Source organism: Pseudomonas paeninsulae, from assembly GCF_035621475.1.
GTDB lineage: Bacteria > Pseudomonadota > Gammaproteobacteria > Pseudomonadales > Pseudomonadaceae > Aquipseudomonas > Aquipseudomonas paeninsulae.
The window spans coordinates 2,759,969-2,782,388 of record NZ_CP141799.1 but is presented as its reverse complement, the minus strand read 5'-3'; the positions used below and the strand labels follow the sequence as shown (position 1 = coordinate 2,782,388).

Sequence of the window (22,420 nt, the reverse complement as noted above, 5' to 3'; positions counted from 1 at the left end):
ACAGTTTTTTAGGAGTCATGGCATGAGCGTTGAATCCTTCGATCCGAGCCAGCAGGTGGTCACCGTCACCCCGGCCGCTCTGGAATATCTGCGCCGTCAGCTGGGTAGCCAGGCGGGCAAGGCGGTGCGCGTTAGCGTCAAGAAAAGCGGCTGCACCGGTTTTATGTATGTGCTCGATATGGTCGAGCGGGCCGGCGAGAATGACCTGCATTACCGCCTGGATGAGCAGATCGAATTGTTCATCGAACGCGAGAGCTTGCCGGTGCTGTCCGGCACGCAAATCGACCTGGTCAAGGAAGGCATCAACCACCAGATCAGGTTCATCAACCCCAACGTCAAAGACCAATGTGGTTGCGGCGAAAGCTTCAGTGTGAGTTAAAAAATGGAACGACGTATGGTAGTTGCGCAGGCCGATTGCCCCGCGCGCCGGGTCCCCGATGGCACACCGCTAACCATCCCCAAAGATACCTTTGTAACTATCACCCAGTCCCTGGGGGGTAATTACACCGTGACCTATAACGGTCAGATGGTGCGGGTCGATGGCACCGATGCGGCCAATATCGGCCTGGAACCGGAGCTGCTGAGCTTCCCCGCGCCGACCGATGAGCTGATCCACGAATCCCAGGTGTGGGAGGCGTTGCGCACGGTGTTCGACCCGGAAATCCCGGTGGACCTGGTCAATCTCGGGCTGATCTATGCGGTTGAAATCGATCAGCACGCCAAGCGTGTGGATATCCGCATGACCCTGACTGCGCCAAGCTGTGGCATGGGCCCGGTGCTGGTGGGGGACGTGGAGTATCGGCTGCGCCTGGTACCCAACGTGGCAACGGTCAAGGTCGACCTGGTCTTCGATCCCGCCTGGAGCCGTGAAATGATGAGCGAAGAAGCGCAGCTCGAAACCGGGATGTTCTTTTGAAGGGACCAAGGTTGAACGAGTACGGTTTGCGAGGGCTAAGGGCATGAGTCAATTCGGCACCCAGATCAGCAGCGACGACATCATCGAGACGCTGTCTTTTTTCGATGACTGGGAAGAACGCTACAAATACATCATCGACCTGGGCCGCGAACTGCCGCCGCTGGATGACGCCCAGCGCACCGATGAGCATCTGGTGCGCGGTTGCCAGAGCCAGGTCTGGTTGGTCAGCCAGCAGCGCGACGACCGCTTGTTCTTCGACGCGGACAGCGATGCCTTTATCGTCAAGGGCCTGCTGGCCGTGGTATTGGCCGCCTATAACGGCAAACGCCCGGCCGAGATCCGCGATTTCGATATCGAGCAGTATTTTGAGCAATTGAATCTGATCAAACACCTGAGCGTCACCCGCGGCAACGGCCTGCGGGCCATGGTCCAACGCATTCAGGCGACTGCCGCCGCGGCCCTCTAGCCACGCGCCGAGGCTGGCGCTCGGTTAAAAAACTCAGCGCCGGCCTAAGCTGGCGTGGCCGTGGGCCACGGTCCAGTCCAGCAGCCGCGCGGCTAACTGATCGGCCTAGTCAGGCCGAAGGCTTCCACCACCTGCGTCACCTGACTGAAGCGCAGGGCGCACTCAAATCACGGGTGATCGAGCATCGCCTGGGAGGTTGTTGAGAGGATGTCGAAATGGTTTTGAAGATACCCGCTCTGGCGGGTTTTTGTTGCCTTCTCAAACAAACGCGCTCTAAAACATTTTCATACAGCCTGGGCCGATTCAATCAATTATTCTGGTCATCGCAGGCTTAGACCACGCGAGCGGCTTGGGAGTGGCGTTGTTCAGTCCAGTAATTTGCGAATGGCTTGTTCAAGCTGGCGCGTCGAGCGGTTAGTGTCACGGCGGATGTATTGGTTGATCGGCGTGGAGAACCAGCGCTCGACCTGATTTAACCATAACGCTGAAGTGCGGTGAGGGGCGCCTGGAGCCTCAGATGTTTTCCGTGCCCCGTAGGGATCTCCAGCATTTATCGCGCTGGCGATCCCGGTCAAGGACAAAGTCAGGTGAGGGTCGTCAATACCCCAAGAGCGCGGGCAGGGTCAGGCTGATCGCCGGCACGTAGGCGATGATCAGGGTTGCGATGGTCAGGATCGCCACGAAGGGCAGCGCCTTGTGCGAGATTTCCTCGATCGCCGTGCCGGAAATACCGGAGGCGATGAACAGGTTCTCGCCCATCGGCGGGGTCATGAAGCCGATGCTCAGGCAGCAGATCAGCACGATGCCGAAGTGCACCGGGTCGATGCCCAGGCTGTAGGCGATCGGCAGAATCACCGGGGTGAGGATCATGATCGCCGCCAGGGTTTCCATGAACATGCCGACGAACAGCAGGAAGCCGATGATCAATATCCAGATCAGGTAAAGATTGTCGGTCAGGCTGAGCATCGAGTCGGCGACGATGGCCGGAATCTGGTTCTCCACCAGCAGGCGGCCGAACACCGTGGCGGTGAATAGAATCACCAGCACCCGCCCGGTGATCCAGGTGGTGGTCTCCAGCGACTTGAACAGCTCCTTGATGTGCAGTTCCTTATGGATGAACAGGCCGACGAACAGGGTATAGAAAATCGCCACGATGGCCGACTCGGTCGGGGTGAACAGGCCGGTGTAGATACCGCCGAGAATCACGAAGGGGGCGAGGATCGACCAGAACCCATCACGCAAGGCCTTGCGAATATTCGCCGCGGACCAGCCTTCGCCACTGCCGGTGTAGCCAAGTTTTTTGCAGCGGAAGTAGTTCATCACCAACAGCCCGCCGGCCAGCATCAGCCCAGGCACGACCCCGGCGATGAACAGCTTGGGAATCGATACCGAACCGAATTCGCCGTACTTCTCTATCGCATCGGAGGACGGCAGCATGCCCATGGCCGAGATGCCGAAGATCACCATCGGAATCGACGGCGGAATGATGATGCCCAGGCCGCCGGAGGAGGCGGTGACCGCCGAGGCGTAACCCTTACCGTAACCACGCTTGACCATGGCCGGGATCATCAGCATGCCGACCGCGGCGGTGGTGGCCGGGCCGTAGCCGGAAATGGCGAGCCGCATAACGTCGCGCTCAAGGCCAAGCAGGGGGAGGGCGGCGGTTTTGTGGTGGCGCGCAACCTGGGGCTGGTCGATTCACTGGATGTAGCGTTGTTCAAGCTCAAGCCAGAGACTGTCTACAGTCTCTACCTCGCTGGCCAGAACCAGCCGGTAGCGAGTTTCAAGACCAACGCCGCCGGGGCGGCCAACGGCAGCGCCATCGGCCCGTTACGCGAGGTGGTCAGTTCGTTGTCGAAGCGCGAAGTAATGCCGGCAACCTTGCTGGTCATGGAGGGCGACGGCGCTCTGGACAGCAGTAGGGCGGTGCTCAGCAGCGTGCCCTGAGAACTTGCGAACAGATGCCCGCCTACTGCGACCGCCTGGAGGCGGCCTCGCGACGGTGCTTGATATTTTCACAACCTCTGATCGCCGCACGTCTACCCCTAAGCGGCGATTGATCCAGTAGTGAAAACCAGTGGCCTGAATCAGATGCTTGTCGCAGGCCCCCTCAAAATCACGTTCGAATTCGTCGACGCATTCGCCAAGAAAAATCGCATTCCGGTGGGTATGACTAAGGGCACTCTGAAAAATATTTCCTGATTTCGGCAACAATTCGGCTGTTTTCGAAAGTACGAATTTGTAGGGCGGAGCAGGGTGTCGGTCGCCCACGAGCGTAGCGGCATTGGCTGTAACGGCGTACTGCTTCGCGAGTACGCCCTACGCTACAAAATGACGTGAGCTTGTTGGGCGGCGTTCCTCGGCCTGCGCCGCCGAGGGCCTGTTAATCTACGCCTGGATCTGTGCCCACATCTGGAGTAACCCATGAATATCGTCAATGCCCGTCTGCGTGGCCGCAGCGGCCTGTTTCGCATCGAGCTGGCGCAAACGCGCATCGCCGCCATAGCCGCGCAGGCGCAGGAACTGGTCGCCGCGGCAGACGAGCTGGACGCCGCCGGCAATCTGGTGGCGCCACCCTTCGTCGAGCCGCATATCCACCTCGATGCGGCTCTCACCGCCGGCGAGCCGAGCTGGAACCTCAGTGGCACGCTGCTCGAAGGCATCGAGCGCTGGGCCGAACGCAAGGCCCTGGTCACCCACGAGGACAGCAAGCAGCGGGCGCGCAAGGCCATCGACATGCTGGTCGACCATGGTATCCAGCACGTGCGCAGCCATGTTGACGTCACCGATCCGACCCTGGCCGCGCTCAAGGCGTTGCTCGAGGTGCGCGAGGAAACCCGCCACCTGATCGACCTGCAGCTCGTTGCCTTTCCCCAGGAGGGCATCGAGTCTTACGCCAATGGCCGCGCGCTGATGGAACAGGCGGTAGCGCTTGGCGTCGACGTGGTTGGCGGTATTCCGCATTTCGAGAACACCCGCGAGCAGGGCGTCAGCTCGATCAAGTTCCTCATGGACCTGGCCGAGCGCAGCGGCTGCCTGGTGGATGTGCACTGCGACGAGACCGACGATCCGCACTCGCGCTTTCTCGAGGTGCTGGCCGAAGAGGCGCGCGTGCGCGGCATGGGCGCGCGGGTCACGGCCAGCCATACCACCGCCATGGGCTCCTATGACAACGCCTACTGCTCCAAGCTGTTCCGTCTGCTCAAACAGTCACAGATCAACTTCGTCTCCTGCCCGACCGAGAGCATCCATCTGCAGGGCCGTTTCGACGTATATCCCAAGCGCCGCGGGCTGACCCGCGTCGCCGAACTCGACCGCGCCGGGATGAATGTCTGCTTCGGCCAGGACTCCATCGTCGACCCCTGGTATCCGCTGGGCAACGGCAATATCTTGCGCATCCTCGAGGCCGGCCTGCACATCTGCCACATGCTCGGTTTCGAGGATCTGCAGCGGGCGCTGGATCTGGTCACCGACAACAGTGCGAAAACCCTCAACCTGGGCGAGGGCTACGGCATAGCAGTGGGGCGCCCGGCCAACCTGTTGATCCTGTCCGCGGCCAGCGACTACCAGATGCTGCGCAGCCAGGGCCATGCCCTGGTGTCGATTCGCGCCGGCCAGGTGCTGATGCGCCGCACACCGGCGCAGGTGGTGCGCGTCACCGAGCCCGGGGTAGGGCGATAGCTGCATGGCAGGGGATTGCCGCGGCTAAACATTCGCCCCCGAACTGCGCCAACGCTTATGTGGGCTACGTAGCTGTCGGTAGGATGGCGTTGAGCGCAGCGATACCCATCGCCGTGAATGCCAGCTGCATCAGGGGCGGGGCAGCAATGGTTGCGGGTGAGTATGGTCGTGCTGCGCGTTGATTTACGGATCGCCGATGGGTTTCGCTGTGCTCAACCGTATCCTACAAAAGCCACCGATCTCAGTATGTGTAGCCCGGATGAAATCCGGGGAATTCCTGGACTGACACATAGCTCCCGGATTGCGCTAAGGCATATTCGGCTACATAGCGACTTGCACGGTGATTTCAGGCCTCAGGCCGCCGCGAAGCGCTCGTTCAGATAGGCAATGATCGCCTTGGACTCATACAGCCAAGTGCTCTGGCCGTTGTCCTCGATGCGCAGGCACGGCACCTTGATCTTGCCACCTTGCTCCAGCAGGGTTTGCCGATGCTGGTCGTCGTTCTTAGCGTCGCGCAGGGTGATCGGCACGTTGAGTTTGTGCAGGGTACGACGGGTTTTTACACAGAATGGGCAGGCATGAAACTGGTACAGCGCCAGGCCTGCGGCGGCCTGCTCGACTGCCGCCTGCGCGGCAGGCGCACGTTTGAGCTTGCGCGGGCGGGTGATGAAGTCGAGAAACACGATCAACTGGCCGAGACCGATTCTGAGTGCCTTGATGAGCATTGCGTGACAACCCTGGGTAGCAAATGGCGGGGGCAAAGCTTACCCGAGTTTGCCGGCGCCGGCCTGTGCGTTGGTCGCCTGCCGGGGCTTTTGCGCCGACTAGGGCCGTGGTTAGGCATAATTGCGCACATGATCCGCATGGCCGAGCCACGTTGTCCATGATCACCCATGAACCCGAGCGCCCAATGAAACCCGAAGACCTGCAACTGCTGGTGACCCGCGAAATGCCTTTTGGCAAATATAAAGGTCGCTTGATCGCCGACCTGCCAGGCCGCTACCTCAACTGGTTCGCCCGCGAGGGCTTCCCCAAGGGAGAAGTTGGCCGCCTGCTGGAGTTGATGCAGGAAATCGATCATAACGGCCTGTCATCGTTACTCGATCCATTGCGCAGCAAACCGCGCAGTTAATGGCCTGTTTGGTCGGTTCGATTAGTCAACTTCGGCGCATGAAACCCAGATACTGCGTTGCGGCTCATCGCCATAGCGGGCGATGACTCGTCGTCGCGACTTGTCTCAGAACCTCATGCATCCGAACGTTAACCGCACAGGCCGCTAGCCGCAGACGCCGCGCCATGATTGGACAGCCTCCGGCGCACTCGACTACCTTGAGGGTTCATCCTCCATGGGTGATAGCCGATCATGGCCTTGAAGCACGCAGCATCGGGAGAAGTGGTCAATCTGCTGTCTGCCGCAAAGTCGCCTGATTTCATCTCCCAGGCAATTGTCAGCGCCCCGCGCATCGAGGTCATGCGCCTGGTGTTGCAGGCCGGCAAGGTCATCCCCGGGCACGCCGTAGCCGGCCCTCTGACCCTGCATTGCCTGCAGGGCTGCGTCGACGTGCAGGCCCAGGGCACATGGCATGAAATGCGTGACAACGATCTGATGTACCTGGCCGAAGAGGCCGAACATGCCCTGCGGGCCAAGACCGACTCGATCATGCTGGTCACGCTCTTTCGCCCGGCTCATGCATCCATCGACAGCTGAAAATCCGCGAATGACCTCCGTTCAGCCGACAACTGTACTAGCGCCATTAGCTCTGCCCGTTCCGTCGATAGGCCCCTAAGCAACTATTCACTGATCTGCGTCAGCCCCCATTCCAGAGCTGTTGAGTAGCCTTGGCGTAGCGTTCGCAATGCAGTCGAACGCACATTAGGGGCTGAGGGGAATGAGTTATCTGGCTTGGCAAGACGATCTGAATACAGGCATTCAAGTCATTGATGACCAGCACAAGCGCATCGTCGATATGATCAATTCCCTGCACCAGGCGAAGGTTAGCGGGGGCAGTGGCGGCGAGGTGGGGGATGTGTTGAATGGCTTGGTGGATTACACCCTGTCACATTTCGCCTTCGAGGAGTCGCTGTTGGAGGAGGCCGGCTACGCGTTCACGCGCCCGCACAAGCGAGTCCATGAAATCTTCATCGGTCGGGTCAAGGACTTCAACCTGCGCTTCCAGGCCGGCGAGGACATCACCGATGAGTTACTCGGTTTGCTCTCGCGCTGGTTGTTCAACCATATCCGTAGCGACGACGCCGGCTATGTGCAGGCGGTCAAGGACAACATGAATAGTTTGGTCAGCAATCAACAGGTCGACGGCTGGTTCTCGCGCTCGATGAAGAAGTTCTTCAACTGAGGGACTGGCCGCCCCGGCCGGTTGGCGGGGTGTCCCGGAGCAAGACCACAGTGGCAGCGCTGACTATCACTTGAGCACCTCCGCGCACGCACAGGCTGACATCCTCGGCTGCAGCAACCCATAAGCGCGGCACCCGCAGCCAGAAGACTGCGCGCTAAAGCCTTCGCGACAAAATTTTCACATCGAACTTGGCAGACTTTCCGGCGTTTTCTCTGGGTTGGCTGTGGAGTGGTGTCGATGCAATTATTTTTGCGCTACAGGCGGTGGCTGCTGTGCTGCCTGGTACTGGTTGTGCCTGGCTTGGCTTACCCCGCCTGGCGGCATTTCTACCCGGTAACTGCTTCCTCTGATTGGCAATATCAGGTTTTTAAAGCGGATATTGACCGCGTCAGTGCCTTAGCTCTCGATGCTCGGGGCAGGCTTTATATCAGTCAGGAGTTTTCCGACGGCAAGGGCACGATCCTCAGGCAAAACCGTGACGGTAGCCTAAAGACGGTCTTGCATGGCTTGTCCAAACCAGACGGATTGGCTGCATTTGGCAATGGGGTGGCGGTCAGTCAGGAGGCGGACAAACTACCGCTGTTGCTGTTGCAGGGCGACACGACCGAGCCGCTGTTCTCCAGCGATAGTGTCGAAGGCATCGCCAGCGACGGCCATTACCTGTATGTCATCCAGGACAAGCAACGTGGTCGGCTGTTGCGTTACGACCCAGTTAACGATGAGGTCGTCACCTTGCGTGAGGGGCTGGATGAGGGCGAAGCGGTCACGGTCTGTGCCGATGGGCGGCTGTTCTATAGCGAGAAGAAAAAGGGCTGGATCAAGCAGTGGCAAGCCTCGGGTGAAGACGTTCTGGTGCAGGCCGGCCTCAATCAGCCGGGTTTTTTACTGTGCACCGCCGACGGCCTGTGGATCACTGAAGACAGTACCCATATGGCTCGCTTGCTGCTGCTCGATTCTTCTGGAGAGTTGCAGGTAGTCTTGCAACATTTGCGCTCCGCACAAACCATCATCGCCGTGGCTCCCGGTCGCTACTTGCTGGCCGAGCAAGGCCGCAAGCGTATTCTCGAACTCAAGCGTCGATCCCACGGAATCTGAACCTATGGCCTCCACTCCGGCCCTCAATCATCCAGCGTCTGCATCTCATCTCGCGCGTCCGACCCTGAAAAGTCACCTGGCCTTCACCCTCTTGAGTGCGATGGCGCTGCTGCTGATCTATGCCTTGCTGCGGGTGGCCTTGCTGGTCTACAACCGCGAGCTGATCGGCATCACTCCGGCGGCTAGCTTTGCCGAGGCCTTCCTCAATGGCCTGCGTTTCGACCTGCGGGTGGTGGTCTATGCCTGCATCCCGTTGCTGCTGTCGTTGCTCAGCGTGCGCGCCATGGCTGCCCGAGGCTTGCATCGCCTCTGGTTGACGGCATTCGCCAGCATCACCCTGTTTCTCGGTCTGTCCGAACTGGACTTCTACCGCGAGTTTCATCAACGCCTCAACAGCCTGGTGTTCCAGTACTTTCAGGAAGATCCCAAGACTGTCTTGAGCATGCTCTGGAACGGCTTCCCGGTCGGCCGCTATCTGCTGGCCTGGGCCGTGGCGACCTGGTTGCTGAGCAAACTGTTCAAGCGCCTGGACCTGCTCAGCCGGCCAGCGGCCAAGGCGTCATCCGCAACGAGTGCGCCGGCCTGGTATTGGCGTATCGCTACCTTCGGCGTCTGCCTGCTGGTGGCCGTGATTGCGGCCCGTGGCCACATCAGCTCGGGTCCGCCGCTGCGCTGGGGCGATGCCTATACCACCGAGTCGATGTTCGCCAATCAGCTCGGCCTGAATGGCACCTTGACCCTGATCTCGGCTGCCCAAGCCAGTTTTTCCTCGCACCGTGAAAACGCCTGGCAGTCGACCATGACCGACCAGCAGGCTCAGGAAACCGTGCGCGAACTGCTACTGACTCCCTACGATCAGCTGGTCGATGCCGACACTGCGGCGATCCGCCGTGACTTCACGCCGCCCGCCGACGCCACCTTGCCGATTCGCAATGTGGTGGTGATTTTGATGGAAAGCTTTGCCGGCCACTTTGTCGGCGCCATGGGCTATCCGGGTAATATCACGCCGCACTTCGACAAACTGGCGCAAGAGGGCCTGTTGTTCGATCGCTTCTTCTCCAACGGCACCCATACCCACCAGGGCATGTTTGCCAGCATGGCCTGCTTCCCCAACCTGCCGAGTTTCGAGTACCTGATGCGCACCCCCGAAGGCGCGAACAAGTTCTCCGGCCTGCCGCAACTGCTCGGCGCTCGTGGTTATGACAACCTGTACGTCTACAACGGCAACTTCCAATGGGACAACCAGTCGGGTTTCTTCAGCAACCAGGGCATGAGCAATTTCATCGGCCGTGAGGACTTCGTCGATCCGGTATTCATGGACCCGACCTGGGGTGTGTCCGACCAGGACATGTTCGACCGCGGTGCCAGCGAGTTGGCCAACAACTTCGGCAGCAAACCGTTCTATGCCTTGCTGCAAACCCTGTCCAACCACACCCCCTATGCGCTGCCGGAGAACCTGCCGGTCGAGCCGGTGACCGGTCACGGCTCGGCCGATGAACACCTCACCGCCATGCGCTATGCCGACTGGGCGCTCGGTCAGTTCTTCGACAAGGCGCGCAAGGCGCCGTATTTCAAGGACACCCTGTTCGTGGTGGTCGGCGATCATGGTTTTGGCAGCACCGAGCAACTGACCGAGATGGATCTGTTTCGCTTCAACGTGCCGCTGTTGCTGATCGGCCCGGGCATCCAGGATAAATTCGGCGCCGTCAGCCATACGGTCGGCACCCAAGTCGACATCGTGCCGACCATCATGGGCCGCCTGGGCGGCGAGGTGCGTCATCAGTGCTGGGGGCGCGACCTACTCAATCTGCCCCAAGGTGATCTGGGCATCGGCGTGATCAAGCCCTCGGGCGGCGATCAGACCGTGGCCCTAGTGACCTCGAAGCGCATTCTGATTCAGCCCAAGGGCTTCGAGCCGCGGCTGTATGATTATCGCCTGGGGGCCGAGCCGAGCGCCGAGCGGGTACGCAGCGATCTCGATCCCGAACTGCAGCAGAATCTCGAGGCTTTCCTGCAGACGGCCACCAAGAGCTTGCTGGATAACAGTGCGGGGGTGGAGGATGGGCTGCCGGAGCGGCAGTGAGGCGACTGTTAATACTGCAAAACACTGGATTAGCTGCTGTTTTTCGGCTGTTTTGTCGCGTCGAAAACCTTCCGATGGCAAGAGCATCGCGCCGCCTCGGCCCTCCCACAAAAGCAGTCAGTGCCCCGATCCCCGACCCGACCTAGAGCGATGCTAAAACTGGCGGAGTGCCCATGTAAGCTGTCTGGCAGCGTGGGCAATCGCTGACTCCGCTACTTGATCGGTAAGCGCGCGTGCCATGCTTTTGCAGAGCATCGTTTACAGTGACCAGCGCGTTGCGCGAAAAGCCTAGGGCGCTGGTGCCTGCGGGCTAGACCGAGGTTGCTGACACATGTATCACGGGGAAAAATTCAACGCCTGGACCCACCTGGTCGGCGCCGTGCTGGCGTGCATCGGGGCGCTCTGGCTGCTGGTGCTGGCGAGCCTGGATGGCGAGCCGATGAAGATCGTCAGTGTGGCCATCTACGGCGTCACCTTGCTGCTGCTCTACAGCGTTTCGACCATCTATCACAGCGTGCAGGGGCGGGCGAAGGTGATCATGCGCAAGATCGATCATTTGTCGATCTACCTGCTGATTGCCGGTAGCTACACGCCGTTCTGCCTGGTGACCTTGCGCGGCCCCTGGGGCTGGTCGCTGTTCGCGGTGGTCTGGCTGCTGGCGCTGGTTGGCATGCTGCAGGAGATCAAACCACGCTCTGAGGCACGGGTGTTGTCGATCGTGATCTATGCAGTGATGGGCTGGATCGTCCTGGTGGCGGTCCAGCCGCTACTCGCCACCCTGGGCACTGCGGGCTTCGCCTGGTTGGCGGCGGGTGGCGTTTTCTACACGGTCGGGATTATTTTTTTCGCCTACGACAGCCGCTTCCGTCATTGGCATGGTATCTGGCACCTGTTCGTCATGGCCGGCAGCTTGCTGCATTTCGTCGCGATCCTGTTCTACGTCCTTTGACTCAGCCAGTCGATGAACGCACGCACAGCGAGAGTGCCCGCGGTTGTTCGCGTCGCCAGCTATACCCGTCGATCAAGGTTATCAGGCCGTGGCGGCAGGTTTGTCGAAGAGTGCCACGCCTTGATCCAGGCATTGGTCAACCAACCATTTGCCGTGCGCTATGGATGCACGCTGGGCACTTTCCAGCTCGGCGAAAAAGGCCTGGTCGAAGGGCAGCGGTAGCCGCCTGGTGGTGCGCCCGTCCGGAGTGGTGATATGGCAGCCGCCAGCCCAGGGTGTCGGAATGCCTGGGTGTTCGACAACGTCAGAGCTAATGATGTGGTCGCGGTGGGTGCATTGCATCGTAGTCATGAGATCGACCTCTATGGTTGAAGGCCTCTGACAGATCCACACGACTGAAATCGAATCGGTCAAAGAGCCTGATGGGCGGCATGGATATCCGTGCTGGGTATAGGCACTGCGCGTTCCTCGCTGCTTTTTCCTACTCTCGATGTATAGCACATGCCGATTCCCTCAAGTCATCGGCGGTCATCCACGCCTGCGCGGCCTTGCGCTGCTGCCGTGAGCAGACTTGCGCTGAAGGCCAGGTGGCGTTGATCAAACGGCCGCTTTCTCGGCCTGATCAGCAAGAGCGGCGTACTCAATCTCGGGTGTCGCACCCTGCGCTGCGGAGGACTTGGCGTAATAGTTCGGCCAGCCCCCACTTGTCAGGTAAACCGAGATCCTCTGATGCCCCTTTAGCAGTATTTACAGTGAAGTAATTTCACCCGGTTCCACACATTGCAGTGTAGGACTGGCATCGGCGGCATCAAAGGCCAGGCTCAATTGCTGGCCGCGGCCTTCCACCACCGGCCGGTAGTGGGGGTGGGTAAACACATACAGTTCGTTATTCAACACCGCTTCCAGCAACCGATCGGCCACGATAAACGTCTCGATACCCGTGGTTACCGCCTCTTTCGCCTTGGCCGCGACCTCCAGGGTGCGGGGACTCGGCTTTGCATTAAGCCCGGGAACACCGCCGTATTCCGCCTGACGGTTACGCTCACTGCAATAAATACGGGACTGGGCAAACGCCGGGCAGAGCACTGAAACGCCAATGTCGGCGGATTTGAGCTCCCCTTGCCAACTCTCCGAGAGCGATACCACCGCCGCTTTAGTCGCACAATAAGGACCGGCAAAGGGTATGCCGAGCGTTCCAGCCACCGACGCCACATTGATCACATGGCCACCTTCACCGTGCTCCTTGATCAGCGGAACAAAAACCTGTGCGCCGTAAACCACGCCCATCAGGTTTACATCGATAATCCAGCGCCAGTTGTTTTCTGAAATCCGATCCTGCGGCCCCGCCACCGATACGCCGGCATTGTTCACCAGCACATGCACCTTGCCGAAACATTCCAGGGTAGCCTTGGCCGCTGCTTCCAGCGCATCGCGTTTCGCCACATCGCAGACAACGGCGGCCACACTATGGCCCTCATCTGTCAGCGTCTGCCGCGCCTGCTCCAGCATTACGGCGTCTATGTCCGCCAGCATCACGTTCATGCCCTGCTGCGCAAACGTGCGGGCGATGTGAAAACCGATGCCTTCGGCGGCGCCGGTGATGAATGCGGTTTTGCCAATAAGAGTTTGCATAAAAAGTCTTCTACCCCACCTGAATTCCTGGAATTAAGTGCGCCATTTGAAACGACGCACGAGTGTTTTCGCTCAGGCGCTGTCGGTAAGCAGTCGCTCGTCAGAGAGCATGGATATCTAGCCTGGAGATCGCCTGTCTACCAACAGAATCTGTTGCCTGTATAGGTCGGCATCTTCGGCGTGTATAAGTGCTACAAGACCACTAGCCGCCTGTCGGACTTGACCGTTCAGCGAGGTAAAGTCCGGCAGCCCGGCTTTTGCGCAGTAGCACAGTGCTAAGTCCGACAGGCGGCTAGACCTTGACCTGTCGTCGCCTGACCCACGCCCCGGAGTTGACGCCTATGAATGCAGCCGCTGAGTTCACCGCGCCCGCCGCCGACCAAGCCGTTTTGCGCCGCCTGCTGCGTGGCGCGCTGCGGGTTTTGTTCCGTGGCCTGGTGCGCCCGCCGATGCCGATTGCCGGGCAGCGTGCGCTGCTTAGCCTGCTGACGGCAGCAAGTCCGCCGCAGCCTGGGGTCAAACGCAGCGTTGCAACCCTCGGCGGACGGCCCTGCGAGTGGCATCGTCCGCTGCAGGCCAATGGCTGCGTGTTGCTGTATCTGCATGGTGGCGCCTACCTGATCGGCGGGCCGCATACCCATAGAGCGATTTGCACCAGTCTGGCCAAGCGTGGCCAGATCGAGGTGTGTGCCCTGGATTACAGTCTGGCCCCGGAGTTTCCGTATCCGGCGGCACGTGACGATGCGCTGGCGGCCTATCAGGCGCTGTTGACGGCCGGGTACACCGCCGAGCAGATCGTCATCGGCGGCGATTCCGCGGGCGGCAACCTGAGTCTGATTACCAGCCTGCATCTGCGCGATTTGGGGCAGGCACAGCCGGCGGCATTGGTGTGCTTTTCGCCGGTCACCGACTACACCTGCCAGCAGTTGCACAGCCCGGCGGCGGGTGACCCGTTGCTCCATCCCGAGTGGATCGAGCAGGCGATCGGTTTGTATTGTCCGGCGCATATCCCGCGCAACGATCCGGGACTGTCGCCGCTGTTCGCCGACCTGGTCGGCCTGGCGCCGCTGTTGATTCAGGTAGGTGAGGATGAATTGTTGCTCAATGACAGCCTGCGCTTCGCCGAACAGGCTGAGGCGGCGGGGGTGAGCGTGCGTCTGGAGCGTTACCCGGGGCTGTGGCATGTGTTCCAGGCCCACGCCGGCCTGCTCAATGCGGCGGATTTCGCCCTCGATCGGGTCGTACACTTCTTGCGGGAACGGGGCTGCTGAATGAACAACGCCCTGATTGCCGGCGGCGTATTGATGCCGCCTTACGTCAATACGCCCATGCTGAGCAGCCAGCGTTTCGTCGTGGCGGTCCTCAAATATCTGGGCGTCAGGCTCAAGGCCGAAGACCTCGCCCTGGCTGGCTAGCCATGACACAGCGCAGCGTGATGCTCCGAACAGCCCGTAACCAGCCTGAATCCGGGCTGCGCTTGCAATGTTGCGCCGATTACCGCTAAACCCGACAACCTGCTGACGGTCGCCGGTTTTGTCACAAGTTGTCTTTTGGTCCTGCAAATCTTTCTGCTTCGCGCTACTCTGCAATCGACAGCTTCGCGCTATTCGCTCTGAATGGCGCATCGTCGACCAGCCCTGTCTTCAGGTCTGGCTTATGACACATCAAGCAGCTCCTTGCTTGAATCTCGGGCGGCATGGTTACAGGTGTCGCAACACCGTCGTGGTTATGGCGGTTGCAATGGGAAAGCAGTTAATCCTTCCATCGCTGAGGAGATCACTTCATGAGCACAGCCTTGCACGATGATGTCAGTAACGGAGTTTTGCGGCGGATGAAAGAAGGTGGTTTCGACTTCACCAGCTTCCATCCCATCGAGTTCTACGCCATTTTCCCGGATGAGGAGCGGGCACGCATGGCGACCAGAAACTTTCGTGGCGAGTCCTTGCATGCCTTGGTCACCGAGCGTGATGACGGCGCCTGGCACCTGCAAGTGAGCAAAGTGATGTATGCGACCTACCACGGCATTGGCGACTTCGAACATGACCTGGAGTCGGTCGTGGCCCCGCTTGGCGGAAAATTGGACGGTTGGGGTGTGACGCAGGAGGTCAAAGGCCTGCAACCTTGATAGCCAGTTAGCTTCCGCCATGAGCATCGGCCGGTTTCTGACTGGCCGATGCGCTTATCTTTCGCTATTGCCCTCTCGACCCGAGCATCCGCTTTGCTGCAGACTTGGCGGCGGAGGCTGTTAATGAGCGATATCCTGATTTTGACCCACATCGATTATTGTCCGCCGGGCCATTTAGCCAAGGTGCTGGATGAGGCGCGGCTGGATTTTCATACGCTACGGGTCGATCTTGGCGAACTGGAAGGCATTGACCTGGATCGCCCCAAGGCTGTGGCGATCATGGGTGGCCCCATGAGCATCAACGATCCCTTGCCCTGGCTGGCTACCGAAGTAACGGCGCTGCAGCATTTCATCCGGCGCGATATTCCCCTGATCGGCCACTGCCTGGGTGGTCAGTTGCTGGCCAAGGCGTTGGGCGCCGAAATCAGCCGTATGCCTTACACCGAGAGCGGTTGGCAGTTGCTCGAGCAGGTGCACGGGGCCGTAGCGAGTCCCTGGTTGGCCCATGTGCCACAGCAGTTTCCGGTCTTCCAGTGGCACGGTGACACCTTCGGCCTACCGCAGGGCGCCCAGCCGTTGTTGAGTAGCCCCTGGTGTGACAATCAGGCGTTCAGCTGGGGTGAGAAGATTTTCGCTATGCAGGGGCACCCGGAAATGACCGAGGCGTTAGTGCGGCAATGGCTCGGCGACTGGCTGCATCTGCTCGATGAGCATCAGCCCAGCCAGCAAAGCCAGGCGCAGATGCTTGATGATTTGCCGGGCAAAATAGCCGCCCTCAATCAGGTGGCCGAAGGTTTCTATCGGCATTGGTTGAAGCTGGCGTTGGCTTGAGATGCACGGCACTGCCGCATGGCAGTGCGTGACGCCCGGCGAGCGTTTGGTCGCCCTGCAAAGCGCCGGCGATCTGGCTACTTCGCAGTCGGTGATCAGCCTGCTGCGCCATCGCCTGGAGGGGGCGGCGAACATTTTCACGGTGTATCGAACCTGTTTCCGCTGCGACCTTGGTGGGCGATACCCTGCGCGAAGTGTTGGCCCGCGGTGGCGGCGCCACCCTGACTCAGGGTATAGAACTGGGCTGCTCGTTTCTGCTCGGTGGACAGATCCACGGTTATGCCCCCTGCCTCTATAACCTCTATCCGCAGGGCCGCTTCATCGCCTCTACCAAGGACGCCCCGTCCTTCCAGACTGGAAACAGCAAATACGGCTAGCCGATCCTCGATCGCGCGCTGAGTTACCAGACGTCTCTGCAGCTGGCGCTGCGTTTCGCGTTGATTTCCTTCGACTCGACCATCCGCAGCAACCTGTCGGTCGGTATGCCGCTGGATTTGCGGGTCTACCAAGCGGACAGCTTTGAGGTGCCGAGCTGTTTGCGCGTCCGTGAAGGCGATACCTATTTCGAAGAAATTCGTCAGCAGAGATGCGGTGGCCTGAGCGCACGGCTCGGCCAACTAGCGGAAGCGCCAGGCGATTACTGGGAGTAGCCGTTGGCAGATTTGCTGCGCAGAACGTAATCCTGGCGCATGGGCTGGTGTTTCATTTGCTCGGGTGGGGGCGTCGTGCCCACCGCCGGCATCGGCTGTTGTGCATTTAACCAGGAGCAGTAGCCTTCACGTTACCCTTCGGCACCTTGCGTCCAGCCATATGCCGCAGATAGTCGAGTAGCTGCGCCAGTTCGGCATCGCTCAATACCGCCTCTGCGAACCCCGGCATCCGGCCTTGCGGCCAGCGCCGCACATGCTGCGGGTTGCGGATATAGATGTGGAGAAAATCAGCCGTGAAATACTCGGTCGGGTTATGCGGCACATTCAGGTCGGGGCCAAATTGCGAGTCACCGGCAGTGTTCAGGCGATGACAGGCCATGCAGTGCTTCTGGTACTGCACGAAGCCGGCCTGCACCTGCGCAGGAGCATCGGCGGCGGGCAGTAATTGTGGAAAGCGCTCGGCCACTGCCGCCAGCTTGCGGATGCGTGCGACCTGAAACGGCCACTGCTCCGGGCCGATATGACTGGCCGCCGGGTGTTGCCAGACCAGATAAAACGGCCCGGCACTGGGTTTGCCGGTCGCCAGGGGTGGCCAGGGCATAGCCGGATCTTCCACCGCCAGCCAGGCCTGCGCGCCGCTTTGGTTGAGCACGGCGGCCGCCGGCAGTTCTGCGGCAAAACCATCGAGTGCCACTACCTGTAGATGATCGCCGGGTTGCACGCCGTCGAGCAGCGCCGCCAGCGGCACCGCGCGGTAGCTCATGACGCGCTTGTAGCTGACGTCATCGGAAATCTCGATGTGCTGGGCCTGAGGGTGGGCGAGTAATTCGGCGCTGCTCCAGATCCGGCTGGCGCTGCCGAGCTGCAGTCGCAACTCGGCGCTCTGCGTGGCGCTACTCAGGGTCAGCAAGGCAAGCAGCACTACCCGCAGATTCAATTTTTCTGGGCCAGAGCCTGCTTCAGCTGGTCGTAGCCGCCAGCGTTGATCACGTTGCGATAACCCAGTTGCGCCAGGCTGTCCTGAGCGATTGCCGAGCGCCTGCCGCTGCGGCAATAGAGCACGATGGGCGTGTTTTTATCGGGGACCAAGGCGGTAATCTGCGTAGCGATCTGCTCATGGCCAATACGGCTGGCTCCTGGCCGGGCGCCGGCGGAGAATTCTTCTGCAGTGCGTACATCAATCAGCACCGCGTCAGGTGTTTGCAGTGCAATAACAGCGCGCTGTAGCGAGATTTCATCTGCGGCAAGCGGCAAGCTGAGTAACAGTGCCAGAACGGTAGCCAAGACACGCATGCAGAACTCCTCGGGGAAATATCGATCATCGAGGCCTTAGCATAATTGAAAATGCCCGAGCGCAAGCGCCGGCGTTGCCAGTGTTTGATCTGGCCATGGCTGCCACCCTTGCCAGTGCCGTGCTGCGTTGCCGCGCTTTATGCGGCACACAGCAACTGGACGGGGAAGTGGTCAGCCGACCAGGCGGGTCAGGTTGGGAAGAATCAGGATCAAGGCCGTGGCGAATACGATCAGACTCGCTTGCCGGATTTTTGGCTGTTTGAACATGGCCATCTGCCTTTTGTTTTTGTTGGTGTGGCGTCGAATACCCGCTCTAAAGACCTGACGGGCTGCAGCGTCACGCCTGGGCGTGGACTGAAAAACCACCCCGGCAAAACCCGACGGCGGCACCTACTTATGTAGCTCTATTTCCGTGTAGTCATGCTAACTCTAGGGTGCATGTCACAGATCGCTTAGATGACTTGGTTGCTAGCCGCTTAAAATCTGAAACATTGAGTTATGTCTGGTTCGGCAAAGAGCCTGAGCAACCCTTGAGCCAGAGCCATTAGACCGGCCTGTGCCTGCATAACGCCAGCAGGTGACCGTTCGTCTGAGCAGAGTGGTCAATGTGCCTGAGCACTTCGGTCATTGAGCTTGGTTAGGCTGAGGGTATGGTAGAGCCACTCATCAATAACTGGCGCAATCTTGTTCCGGGAGTCTGCCGGACCCAGGGTCGCTCTACTTGCCGAAGCCCGACAGCCGCCTGTCAGCTAACGACGCGCCACTATCTATCCCTCCGCTGGAAATTTGAGGACGCCATGACCGAAGCATTTATTTTCGATGCGGTGCGCACGCCCCGCGGCAAAGGCAAGAAAGACGGCGCGCTCTACAGCGTTAAACCAGTCAACCTGGTCGCTGGTCTGCTCAACGCCCTGCAAGTGCGCAACAACCTGGATACCAGCCAGGTCGATGACATCGTGCTCGGCTGTGTGACCCCTGTGGGTGACCAGGGCGCCGATATCGCCAAGACAGCCGCCATGGTCGCCGACTGGGACGTCAGTGTCTCGGGCATGCAGCTCAATCGCTTCTGCGCATCGGGCCTGGAGGCGGTGAACCTGGGCGCGATGAAAGTGCGCTCCGGTTTCGAGGACCTGGTGGTAGTGGGCGGCGTCGAGTCGATGTCGCGCGTGCCCATGGGCTCCGATGGCGGCGCCTGGGTCATGGACCCAGCGACCAATCTGCACAGCCATTTCACCCCCCAGGGCATCGGTGCCGATCTGATCGCCACCCTGGAGGGCTTCAGCCGTGCCGATGTCGACGCCTATGCCCTGCGCTCACAGCAGAAGGCGGCGCGCGCGCGTGCCGATGGCTCGTTCGACAAGACGCTGATCCCGGTGACCGACCAGAACGGTATCGTGCTGCTCGCTCACGATGAATTCATTCGCGGCGACAGCACCCTGGAGGGCCTGGGCAAGCTCAAGCCGAGCTTCGAGATGATGGGGCAGATGGGCTTCGACAGCACCGCACTGCGGGTCTACAGCCATGTCGAGCAGATCAACCACGTGCACACCCCAGGCAACAGCTCCGGCATAGTCGACGGCTCGGCGCTGATGCTGATCGGCAGCGCGGCCAAGGGCAAGGAACTGGGTTTGCAGCCGCGGGCGCGCATCGTCGCTACGGCAGTGATCGGCACCGACCCGACCATCATGCTCACCGGCCCGGCACCGGCTACGCGCAAGGCGCTGGCCAAGGCCGGCTTGACTATCAGCGACATCGATCTGTTTGAGGTCAACGAAGCTTTTGCCTCGGTGGTGATGAAGTTCATGAAGGACATGGGCGTGAGCGAGGACAAGGTCAACGTCAACGGCGGCTCCATCGCCATGGGCCACCCGCTAGGGGCTACCGGCTGCGCGATCCTCGGCACCCTGCTTGATGAGTTGGAGAAGCGCCAGTTGCGCTATGGCCTGGCCACCCTCTGCGTGGGCGGCGGCATGGGCATCGCGACGATTATCGAGCGTATCTGACCCGTAGGATGGGTGGAGCGAAGGGATACCCATCGATGGGTATTGCAGGCTCACCCCATCCTACGCCGCTGATGATCGCGGGCATGAACTGGGCGTCCCCGCCGCTCCTACGGTTTTCGCGTTGCCCTCCAGTCGAGCGCAACTGCCTGCAAGTAAGGAATTAAGTAATGACTGACGCCATCCGTTACGAAAAGGGCCAGGACAATATTGTCGTCCTGACCATGGACATGCCTGGCCAGAGTGCCAACACCATGAACGCGGTGTACCGCGAGTCCATGGGTAACACCGTTGCGCGCCTGGAAGCTGAAAAGGATTCCATAGCCGGGGTGATTGTGACCTCGGCGAAGAAGACCTTCTTCGCCGGCGGCGACCTGGGTGAACTGATCAAGGTCACCAAGGCCGACGCCCAAGCCTTCTACGCGATGATCCTGAATATCAAAGGCCAACTGCGCCGCCTGGAAACCCTGGGCAAACCGGTGGTGGCGGCGATCAATGGCGCGGCCCTGGGTGGCGGTTGGGAAATCTGCCTGGCCTGTCATCACCGCATTGCCCTGGACAGTTCCAGCGTGCAACTCGGCCTGCCGGAAGTGACCCTCGGCCTGTTGCCCGGCGGCGGCGGGGTGGTGCGCATGGTGCGGTTGCTGGGGCTGGAAAAGGCCCTGCCGTATCTGCTCGAAGGCAAGAAGGTACGCCCGGATGCCGCGCTCAAGGCTGGCCTGATCCATGAGTTGGCCTCCGACAAAGAGGACCTGCTGGCCAGGGCTCGCGCCTGGATTGTCGCCAACCCGGCACCCAGGCAGCCATGGGATGTGGCTGGCTACAAGATCCCCGGCGGCACGCCATCAAGCCCCAACGTGGCGCAGATGCTCGCCATCGCCCCGAGCGTGCTACGCGACAAGACCAAGGGCTGCTTCCCTGCGCCGGAGAAGATCATGTGCGCCGCGGTCGAGGGCGCCCAGGTCGATTTCGACACCGCACAGATCATCGAGGCGCGCTACTTCACCGAGCTGACCACCGGGCAAGTGGCGAAGAACATGATTGGCACCTTCTGGTTCCAGCTCAATGAAATCAACGCCGGCGGTTCACGCCCGCAAGGTTTCGCGCCCTATGTGACCAAGAAGGTCGGCGTGCTCGGTGCCGGCATGATGGGGGCGGGCATCGCCTATGTGTCTGCTGCCGCTGGCATCGAGGTGGTGCTCAAGGACGTCTCGCTGGAAGCCGCAGAGAAGGGTAAGGCCTACTCGGCCAAGCTGCTGGAGAAGAAGGTCGGCCGTGGCCAGATGAGCGCCGAGAAACGCGACGCTTTTCTCGCGCGAATCACCCCGAGCGCACGCGAGGCGGACTTCGAGGGCTGCGACCTGATCATCGAGGCGGTATTCGAGGACCGCGACCTCAAGGGTAAGGTCACCTCGGCGGCCGAAGCCGCGGCGCTGCCCGGTGCGCTGATCGCCTCTAACACCTCGACTCTGCCGATCACCGGCCTGGCCAGCGCGGTGCAGAACCAGGACAAGTTTATCGGCCTGCATTTCTTCAGCCCGGTGGAGAAGATGCCACTGGTGGAAATCATCAAAGGCGAGCGCACCAGCGACGAAACCCTGGCCCGCGGTTTCGACTACGTCATGCAGATCAACAAGACCCCGATAGTGGTCAACGACAGCCGGGGGTTTTTCACCTCGCGGGTGTTTGCCACCTTCACCAATGAAGGCATCGCCATGCTCGGTGAGGGCGTGTCGGCGGCGATGATCGAAAACGAAGCGCGCAAGGCCGGCATGCCGGTCGGCCCGCTGGCGATCAGCGACGAAGTGTCCATGAGCCTGATGAACCACATTCGTCAGCAGACCCTCAAGGATCTGGCCGAAGAGGGCAAGAGCATCACGCAGCACCCGGCCTTCGCGGTGATCGAGCTGATGCTCAATGAATACAAACGTCCGGGCAAAGCGGCCGGTGCGGGTTTCTACGAGTACCCGGTCGGTGGCAAGAAGCACCTGTGGCCGAAGCTCAAGGCTCGTTTCGAAAATCCTGACGCACAGATTTCGCAGCAGGATGTGCGCGACCGTATCCTGTTCATCCAGGCCATCGAGACCGTGCGCTGCGTGGAGGAGGGTGTGCTCACGTCGGTGGCGGACGCCAACATCGGTTCGATCTTCGGCATCGGCTTCGCCGCCTGGACCGGTGGGGCGCTGCAGTTCATCAACCAGTACGGCATCCGCGATTTCGTTGGCCGCGCTCAGTACCTGGCCGAGCAGTATGGCGAGCGCTTCCTACCACCGGCCTTGCTATTGGAGAAAGCTGCGAGGAACGAAAACTTCTGACCCTGTCAGTCGATGTGGTGATTCTGCTCG

25 protein-coding genes are annotated in these 22,420 nt (G+C 60.5%); 19 read left to right on the top strand and 6 right to left on the bottom strand.

The window, feature by feature from the left end; translation table 11 throughout:
- The first annotated feature begins 22 nt into the window (after positions 1-22).
- From VCJ09_RS12890 to VCJ09_RS12880, 3 genes are read left to right on the top strand one after another with little or no spacing between them, the layout of a single operon-like run.
- Positions 23-379 carry a HesB/IscA family protein gene (locus VCJ09_RS12890; protein WP_324730591.1) on the top strand — a complete coding sequence of 119 codons (357 nt, stop codon included), beginning with the start codon at positions 23-25 and terminating at the stop codon, positions 377-379.
- Between the two features lie 15 nt (positions 380-394).
- Complete coding sequence (gene sufT / locus VCJ09_RS12885; protein WP_324730590.1) at positions 395-916, top strand: putative Fe-S cluster assembly protein SufT; 522 nt, start codon at positions 395-397, stop codon at positions 914-916.
- Between the two features lie 43 nt (positions 917-959).
- Positions 960-1,382, top strand: coding sequence for a SufE family protein (locus VCJ09_RS12880; RefSeq protein WP_324730589.1), 423 nt, complete (start codon positions 960-962; stop codon positions 1,380-1,382).
- Positions 1,383-1,979: 597 nt separating this feature from the next.
- Here the strand turns inward: VCJ09_RS12880 and VCJ09_RS12875 are convergent.
- Complete coding sequence (locus tag VCJ09_RS12875) at positions 1,980-3,008, bottom strand: TRAP transporter large permease (protein WP_324730588.1); 1,029 nt, start codon at positions 3,006-3,008, stop codon at positions 1,980-1,982.
- A 45-nt stretch (positions 3,009-3,053) separates the two neighbouring features.
- On the opposite strand from VCJ09_RS12875, the gene VCJ09_RS12870 reads away from it, so the two are divergent.
- Together VCJ09_RS12870 and codA are read left to right on the top strand one after the other, a co-directional pair.
- On the top strand, positions 3,054-3,329 hold the full coding sequence (locus VCJ09_RS12870; protein WP_324730587.1) for a hypothetical protein: 276 nt from the start codon (positions 3,054-3,056) through the stop codon (positions 3,327-3,329).
- A 477-nt stretch (positions 3,330-3,806) separates the two neighbouring features.
- On the top strand, positions 3,807-5,063 hold the full coding sequence (gene codA, locus VCJ09_RS12865) for a cytosine deaminase (RefSeq protein WP_324730586.1): 1,257 nt from the start codon (positions 3,807-3,809) through the stop codon (positions 5,061-5,063).
- A 353-nt stretch (positions 5,064-5,416) separates the two neighbouring features.
- Here the strand turns inward: codA and VCJ09_RS12860 are convergent, their stop codons facing one another.
- A complete protein-coding gene (locus tag VCJ09_RS12860) occupies positions 5,417-5,788 on the bottom strand; it encodes a glutaredoxin family protein (protein WP_079202136.1) in 372 nt (123 codons plus the stop codon).
- Positions 5,789-5,973: 185 nt separating this feature from the next.
- Between VCJ09_RS12860 and VCJ09_RS12855 the strand changes: the two genes are divergently transcribed.
- The 6 genes from VCJ09_RS12855 (at position 5,974) to trhA (ending at position 11,544) form a co-directional block, all read left to right on the top strand.
- Positions 5,974-6,195, top strand: coding sequence for a DUF3820 family protein (locus VCJ09_RS12855; RefSeq protein WP_079204930.1), 222 nt, complete (start codon positions 5,974-5,976; stop codon positions 6,193-6,195).
- 231 nt (positions 6,196-6,426) lie between these two features.
- The gene (locus VCJ09_RS12850; protein WP_324730585.1) at positions 6,427-6,771 is read left to right on the top strand and encodes a cupin domain-containing protein; all 345 of its coding nucleotides are present in this window, start codon (positions 6,427-6,429) and stop codon (positions 6,769-6,771) included.
- A gap of 181 nt (positions 6,772-6,952) precedes the next feature.
- Positions 6,953-7,417: a bacteriohemerythrin gene (locus VCJ09_RS12845; RefSeq protein ID WP_079202134.1), complete on the top strand. Its 465-nt coding sequence runs from the start codon at positions 6,953-6,955 to the stop codon at positions 7,415-7,417.
- 237 nt (positions 7,418-7,654) lie between these two features.
- Entirely contained in the window at positions 7,655-8,512 is an 858-nt protein-coding gene (locus VCJ09_RS12840; protein ID WP_324730584.1) for a hypothetical protein, read from the top strand.
- A 4-nt stretch (positions 8,513-8,516) separates the two neighbouring features.
- Positions 8,517-10,595, top strand: coding sequence for an LTA synthase family protein (locus VCJ09_RS12835; protein ID WP_324730583.1), 2,079 nt, complete (start codon positions 8,517-8,519; stop codon positions 10,593-10,595).
- Between the two features lie 331 nt (positions 10,596-10,926).
- Positions 10,927-11,544 (top strand): PAQR family membrane homeostasis protein TrhA, encoded by a 618-nt coding sequence (trhA, locus tag VCJ09_RS12830; RefSeq protein ID WP_324730582.1) that lies wholly within the window; start codon positions 10,927-10,929, stop codon positions 11,542-11,544.
- An 81-nt stretch (positions 11,545-11,625) separates the two neighbouring features.
- Here the strand turns inward: trhA and VCJ09_RS12825 are convergent, their stop codons facing one another.
- Together VCJ09_RS12825 and VCJ09_RS12820 are read right to left on the bottom strand one after the other, a co-directional pair.
- Complete coding sequence (locus tag VCJ09_RS12825; protein ID WP_324730581.1) at positions 11,626-11,895, bottom strand: hypothetical protein; 270 nt, start codon at positions 11,893-11,895, stop codon at positions 11,626-11,628.
- A gap of 396 nt (positions 11,896-12,291) precedes the next feature.
- Positions 12,292-13,176, bottom strand: coding sequence for an SDR family NAD(P)-dependent oxidoreductase (locus VCJ09_RS12820; protein ID WP_324730580.1), 885 nt, complete (start codon positions 13,174-13,176; stop codon positions 12,292-12,294).
- Between the two features lie 341 nt (positions 13,177-13,517).
- Between VCJ09_RS12820 and VCJ09_RS12815 the strand changes: the two genes are divergently transcribed.
- The 6 genes from VCJ09_RS12815 to VCJ09_RS12790 all read left to right on the top strand — a co-directional run bounded on the left by VCJ09_RS12815 (position 13,518) and on the right by VCJ09_RS12790 (position 16,782).
- Positions 13,518-14,447 (top strand): alpha/beta hydrolase, encoded by a 930-nt coding sequence (locus VCJ09_RS12815; RefSeq protein WP_324730579.1) that lies wholly within the window; start codon positions 13,518-13,520, stop codon positions 14,445-14,447.
- A complete protein-coding gene (locus tag VCJ09_RS12810; protein ID WP_324730578.1) occupies positions 14,448-14,591 on the top strand; it encodes a hypothetical protein in 144 nt (47 codons plus the stop codon).
- A 368-nt stretch (positions 14,592-14,959) separates the two neighbouring features.
- On the top strand, positions 14,960-15,301 hold the full coding sequence (locus VCJ09_RS12805; RefSeq protein ID WP_079202128.1) for a ribonuclease E inhibitor RraB: 342 nt from the start codon (positions 14,960-14,962) through the stop codon (positions 15,299-15,301).
- A 123-nt stretch (positions 15,302-15,424) separates the two neighbouring features.
- Complete coding sequence (locus VCJ09_RS12800; RefSeq protein ID WP_324730577.1) at positions 15,425-16,132, top strand: type 1 glutamine amidotransferase; 708 nt, start codon at positions 15,425-15,427, stop codon at positions 16,130-16,132.
- Positions 16,133-16,305: 173 nt separating this feature from the next.
- Positions 16,306-16,509, top strand: a complete 204-nt coding sequence (locus VCJ09_RS12795; protein WP_324730576.1) for a hypothetical protein — start codon at positions 16,306-16,308, stop codon at positions 16,507-16,509.
- A gap of 60 nt (positions 16,510-16,569) precedes the next feature.
- On the top strand, positions 16,570-16,782 hold the full coding sequence (locus VCJ09_RS12790) for an Ntn hydrolase family protein (protein ID WP_324730575.1): 213 nt from the start codon (positions 16,570-16,572) through the stop codon (positions 16,780-16,782).
- 106 nt (positions 16,783-16,888) lie between these two features.
- Here the strand turns inward: VCJ09_RS12790 and VCJ09_RS12785 are convergent, their stop codons facing one another.
- Positions 16,889-17,713, bottom strand: coding sequence for a c-type cytochrome (locus VCJ09_RS12785; protein ID WP_324734658.1), 825 nt, complete (start codon positions 17,711-17,713; stop codon positions 16,889-16,891).
- A gap of 2 nt (positions 17,714-17,715) precedes the next feature.
- Complete coding sequence (locus VCJ09_RS12780) at positions 17,716-18,075, bottom strand: rhodanese-like domain-containing protein (RefSeq protein ID WP_324730574.1); 360 nt, start codon at positions 18,073-18,075, stop codon at positions 17,716-17,718.
- A gap of 797 nt (positions 18,076-18,872) precedes the next feature.
- Here VCJ09_RS12780 and VCJ09_RS12775 point away from each other — a divergent pair.
- A complete protein-coding gene (locus VCJ09_RS12775; RefSeq protein WP_324730573.1) occupies positions 18,873-20,078 on the top strand; it encodes an acetyl-CoA C-acetyltransferase in 1,206 nt (401 codons plus the stop codon).
- Between the two features lie 167 nt (positions 20,079-20,245).
- Complete coding sequence (locus tag VCJ09_RS12770; protein ID WP_324730572.1) at positions 20,246-22,390, top strand: 3-hydroxyacyl-CoA dehydrogenase NAD-binding domain-containing protein; 2,145 nt, start codon at positions 20,246-20,248, stop codon at positions 22,388-22,390.
- Positions 22,391-22,420: the final 30 nt, after the last annotated feature.

What these genes read in the sequence shown, in the direction of transcription:
- VCJ09_RS12890 (WP_324730591.1), top strand. Translation starts at nt 23, where the DNA reads ATGAGCGTTGAATCCTTCGATCCGAGCCAGCAGGTGGTCACCGTCACC.
- sufT (WP_324730590.1), top strand. Translation starts at nt 395, where the DNA reads ATGGTAGTTGCGCAGGCCGATTGCCCCGCGCGCCGGGTCCCCGATGGC.
- VCJ09_RS12880 (WP_324730589.1), top strand. Translation starts at nt 960, where the DNA reads ATGAGTCAATTCGGCACCCAGATCAGCAGCGACGACATCATCGAGACG.
- VCJ09_RS12875 (WP_324730588.1), bottom strand. Translation starts at nt 3,008, where the DNA reads ATGCGGCTCGCCATTTCCGGCTACGGCCCGGCCACCACCGCCGCGGTC.
- codA (WP_324730586.1), top strand. Translation starts at nt 3,807, where the DNA reads ATGAATATCGTCAATGCCCGTCTGCGTGGCCGCAGCGGCCTGTTTCGC.
- VCJ09_RS12860 (WP_079202136.1), bottom strand. Translation starts at nt 5,788, where the DNA reads ATGCTCATCAAGGCACTCAGAATCGGTCTCGGCCAGTTGATCGTGTTT.
- VCJ09_RS12855 (WP_079204930.1), top strand. Translation starts at nt 5,974, where the DNA reads ATGAAACCCGAAGACCTGCAACTGCTGGTGACCCGCGAAATGCCTTTT.
- VCJ09_RS12850 (WP_324730585.1), top strand. Translation starts at nt 6,427, where the DNA reads ATGGCCTTGAAGCACGCAGCATCGGGAGAAGTGGTCAATCTGCTGTCT.
- VCJ09_RS12845 (WP_079202134.1), top strand. Translation starts at nt 6,953, where the DNA reads ATGAGTTATCTGGCTTGGCAAGACGATCTGAATACAGGCATTCAAGTC.
- VCJ09_RS12840 (WP_324730584.1), top strand. Translation starts at nt 7,655, where the DNA reads ATGCAATTATTTTTGCGCTACAGGCGGTGGCTGCTGTGCTGCCTGGTA.
- VCJ09_RS12835 (WP_324730583.1), top strand. Translation starts at nt 8,517, where the DNA reads ATGGCCTCCACTCCGGCCCTCAATCATCCAGCGTCTGCATCTCATCTC.
- trhA (WP_324730582.1), top strand. Translation starts at nt 10,927, where the DNA reads ATGTATCACGGGGAAAAATTCAACGCCTGGACCCACCTGGTCGGCGCC.
- VCJ09_RS12825 (WP_324730581.1), bottom strand. Translation starts at nt 11,895, where the DNA reads ATGACTACGATGCAATGCACCCACCGCGACCACATCATTAGCTCTGAC.
- VCJ09_RS12820 (WP_324730580.1), bottom strand. Translation starts at nt 13,176, where the DNA reads ATGCAAACTCTTATTGGCAAAACCGCATTCATCACCGGCGCCGCCGAA.
- VCJ09_RS12815 (WP_324730579.1), top strand. Translation starts at nt 13,518, where the DNA reads ATGAATGCAGCCGCTGAGTTCACCGCGCCCGCCGCCGACCAAGCCGTT.
- VCJ09_RS12810 (WP_324730578.1), top strand. Translation starts at nt 14,448, where the DNA reads ATGAACAACGCCCTGATTGCCGGCGGCGTATTGATGCCGCCTTACGTC.
- VCJ09_RS12805 (WP_079202128.1), top strand. Translation starts at nt 14,960, where the DNA reads ATGAGCACAGCCTTGCACGATGATGTCAGTAACGGAGTTTTGCGGCGG.
- VCJ09_RS12800 (WP_324730577.1), top strand. Translation starts at nt 15,425, where the DNA reads ATGAGCGATATCCTGATTTTGACCCACATCGATTATTGTCCGCCGGGC.
- VCJ09_RS12780 (WP_324730574.1), bottom strand. Translation starts at nt 18,075, where the DNA reads ATGCGTGTCTTGGCTACCGTTCTGGCACTGTTACTCAGCTTGCCGCTT.
- VCJ09_RS12775 (WP_324730573.1), top strand. Translation starts at nt 18,873, where the DNA reads ATGACCGAAGCATTTATTTTCGATGCGGTGCGCACGCCCCGCGGCAAA.
- VCJ09_RS12770 (WP_324730572.1), top strand. Translation starts at nt 20,246, where the DNA reads ATGACTGACGCCATCCGTTACGAAAAGGGCCAGGACAATATTGTCGTC.